Annotated in this window: 5 protein-coding genes; 1 reads left to right on the top strand and 4 read right to left on the bottom strand. The window is 25.8% G+C overall.

Annotation, left to right across the window (positions count from 1 at the left end; all coding sequences use genetic code 11):
- Positions 1–335 (bottom strand): hypothetical protein (locus JJE11_RS16760; RefSeq protein ID WP_291637678.1); only part of this gene is annotated, 335 nt, incomplete at its 3' end.
- A 286-nt stretch (positions 336–621) separates the two neighbouring features.
- On the opposite strand from JJE11_RS16760, the gene JJE11_RS16755 reads away from it, so the two are divergent.
- Positions 622–1,053 (top strand): hypothetical protein, encoded by a 432-nt coding sequence (locus JJE11_RS16755; protein ID WP_291637676.1) that lies wholly within the window; start codon positions 622–624, stop codon positions 1,051–1,053.
- Positions 1,054–1,174: 121 nt separating this feature from the next.
- On the opposite strand, the gene JJE11_RS16750 is transcribed toward JJE11_RS16755, so the two are convergent.
- From JJE11_RS16750 to JJE11_RS16740, 3 genes are all read right to left on the bottom strand, one after another.
- The gene (locus JJE11_RS16750; protein ID WP_291637674.1) at positions 1,175–1,687 is read right to left on the bottom strand and encodes a hypothetical protein; all 513 of its coding nucleotides are present in this window, start codon (positions 1,685–1,687) and stop codon (positions 1,175–1,177) included.
- 271 nt (positions 1,688–1,958) lie between these two features.
- Positions 1,959–2,192: a helix-turn-helix domain-containing protein gene (locus JJE11_RS16745; protein WP_291637672.1), complete on the bottom strand. Its 234-nt coding sequence runs from the start codon at positions 2,190–2,192 to the stop codon at positions 1,959–1,961.
- 487 nt (positions 2,193–2,679) lie between these two features.
- Positions 2,680–3,474: hypothetical protein (locus JJE11_RS16740; RefSeq protein ID WP_291637670.1), on the bottom strand; the 795-nt coding region annotated here is incomplete at its 5' end.

Here is a 3,474-nt window from a genome sequence, read left to right as displayed (position 1 = left end):
GAATTTATCTTTTTTAGTTTAACAGTTTTGAGAGCTTCTACAAAATGATAACAAGCTACTTTATCACTTGCAAATTTAGAGTTATAGAATATGTACTTAATTCTTTCTTTAGCACCTTGGATTCTTTTATTATAGGTATTAGCTGCATATCTTAACCCATTGTGTTCCTGGTTTAGATAAGTTGAATACTCTTGTAAACTTTCTAATGTAATTGTTAGATTGTTGTCTTTTAAGAATAATACAAAGTGCTTTGCATCTTCATTGTAAGAATTGTCTTGAATTAACAACAAATTGTAATCAAACTCATTCTCTACTACCTCTGGTAAATGTTCCATATTTGAAACCCCTTTAACGCTTAACGTTACATATATTATATTATGTAACGTTACATAAGGGAGCGCTAAAAGTTAGTTTATTTTTAGTTTAGTCAACTAATATGCTAGTATATAATGTTAGAAAACAATCTTTTTGTTGGACATCTATAATATTTTGTTATATTATCAATATAATGATTTATTAATTATATAATAACAAGTTTTATATTAGCAAAAAAAAATTAAATAATCATTATTCTTTTCATAGAAATTATTTTACTTATTCCAAATCCCAAGGAGATTATATATGGAAACAGACAATAACAATTTACCTTATAAAACAAAAACAATTAAATTAGGATTTTTAAAAGTTCTATTATTAATTGTAGCTATAGGAATTGGTTATTTATGTTTTATTCAATTTCAAACAAAAGTATTAATGTTACAATCAAAAGTATTAATCGTGAAAATTGAAACTGAAGAATCAGATGAACAGAAATACTCAGATTCAGTACAAATTCAAAGTGCTTTCGATAAAGGAGGAATGATTATACTAAATTTAGATGGTGACTGGCTAGATACTGTTTTAGACCCTTACTATAGTGAATATGGAGCAATGAATTCCAAAGGTTATTTTTTCTTAATTGGAGGAGTAATTAATTTTATAGCTGGTCAAGGTTGGCATTTAATACAAGGTCCAACTTCTGGACTTAGCAACATTTACTATTTTGAAAAGTAAAGCTCTACCTTATATAATAAAGATGATTCCTCATTTTTGAGGATCTCTCATCTTAAATTAAATTTTAATGTTTTTATAAATGACTTCTCATTTTTGAGAACCTTTCATCTATAGTTGTATTTTATATATCTTTCAATACAACTTCATCATATAATTTTTCCCAGAATTCATCTATTTTATATTCTAATTCATATTTTCTAATATTTACATTTCTCCAAGCTCTTAAAGGATTATGAGTTCTTATATAGCGCTGTAGAAGAGGATTTAAAAGATAAGCATTTCCTAAGCTTGTATCGGCTACCATTTGTTCACTTAAAGCATACATAAACATAGATTCTATTTCTTCAAAAGTAGGATGTTTTGAAATTTTTATGCAATTATTCAAATTTTCAATAGAAAACAATAGATTATAATCACTGAAAACATTTCCAGGTTCTGAAAAAATTGATAATATAAAAAAGTATTGTCTTTTTTTCAAAAGCTTTAATTCTACTAGTTGATGATTAACATAATCTCCAAACCATTCTTTAAATCCATCATAGATTGAGTATTCTTGTACACCTTCTAAGATTGTTCCATTCTCCCTATAACAAGTACTAATTATACTTTTTAGTTTTTCTTCATTATTATTCATAAATTTCTCCTTATGATTTTTGTGGTAATAATAGCCACTTTTTTATTATGAAATGAGTAACAATTCTATTTAAAAAAAAGTAATGGTCTCATTATCCGATTATTTACACAAAAAGCTAAATCATAGATTACTTCATTGGATTCTCCTTCTGGTAGTATCTTGAATACTGCTTAATATATATATTTAGTTTGACTAAAAAATAATTTTTCCTGGTAACATTAATTATTTATTTTTATTTGCCTTATGCTTTTCATTAATTGAAATTCATTGTTTATGGGCTACTACAATAAAAATTATCAATCCATTCATCAATTTTAATTCGATCAAAACGAACCATTTTGTTAATTTTAATAAAAGGTACTTTTCCTTTATATACATAATCTCTGATAGTTCTTTCTTTTAAACCTGTGTAGACAGCAACTTGATCAACTGTCATTAATCTAGCACCTTGTAATCTAAATTCACTGCTAGAAATTACAGGTGTATTATTCTTTTCAACTTGCATTTATTTTAAATTTCTCCTTATATTTTATAAAATTTAGAAGCATATTTTATTAATATCAAATAATTATTTACTATTTATTTTTTTTTAGATCTACAATAAGTAGTATACCTATTTGAATTAATTATTTTCAAAAATAATTAAAATAATTTCCACCAAGATAAATATCCAGTCAGTAAAGTGGTTCAGTCATAAAAATTTTGATACTGATTATTCGCTCAGTTCAGCACTGCCTATAACTATATGAGCACCACTAAGCCTTTTATATAATGATTTATCTTATATGTTGAATAAGATTCAATTAGAGCTTAAATAGTCTCTGTATGACTTTCTTTAAACAAATAATTGCTAACAACATTGAAAGTAACAATAAAACAAGGCATGCTAGCGTTATTTACACTAGCATGCCTTAAATTAATAGCAATATAACAATTAAACAAATTCTTCTGAAATCTCATAAAGGATTCCATAAATTTTCAATTACTTTTTTTTATTCAAACAAATCTACAGGCATCACTACTCTTTCCTCGAGTAAAACCCATTTTCCATTAAACTTAATGAACTTTGCATTTGTAGAAATTAAGTCATTGAATACTCGACTACGATTGTTTTCTTCTGGAAGCTTTATTTGAAGAAAATTATTTAAAAGTTTTGTACATAATATACTCATATAATTAAGATTTGTTATATATTCAAATTGATTTTGATCATATAGCCAGATCAAATAAGGTATGATCACAACTTTAATTATTTCATAGCTACTAGCAAGCAACTTGATTTCCTTTTGTTTGTCTTGATTTTGTGAATATGCAAAAACTGCATTACCTTCATAAACCATGGGTATTTCCTTTTTTTCAAATCTTGTGTTACTGATTAAAACTTGATTTTTACTACTTCTTTCAGAAAATTTCTTAAAATCAACATTCTCTTTGACCAATTTAACCTCAATTTTATAATCATCCTCCAACAGTTCTTTATTTAAACAATTATTAGAAAACCTACAATAAACCTTATCTTTTTTAAAAGGCATAAACATATCTAACTCACAGGATAGACGTTTAAAATCACCATAAAAATAAATAAGACTCTTACTTCTAATTGAATTAAATGTTTTTTCAGACCAGGTTATACCGTTATGATTCTTTTGAAATGACTCATTTAAATCAACTGAGGATTTTTCTGACGCAATAAGAACCTTAGTATAATGTGAGATAAAAACGTTAAGATTATCACGAAACCTGCATTCTTCTATAGAGACATATTGCTGTCTAACCTTATGGAATTC

The organism is Clostridium sp. (genome assembly GCF_016650095.1).
Lineage (GTDB): Bacteria > Bacillota > Clostridia > Clostridiales > Clostridiaceae > Clostridium_AD.
The sequence above is the reverse complement of the archived record's forward strand: the minus strand, read 5'-3'. Positions and strand labels throughout refer to the sequence as shown.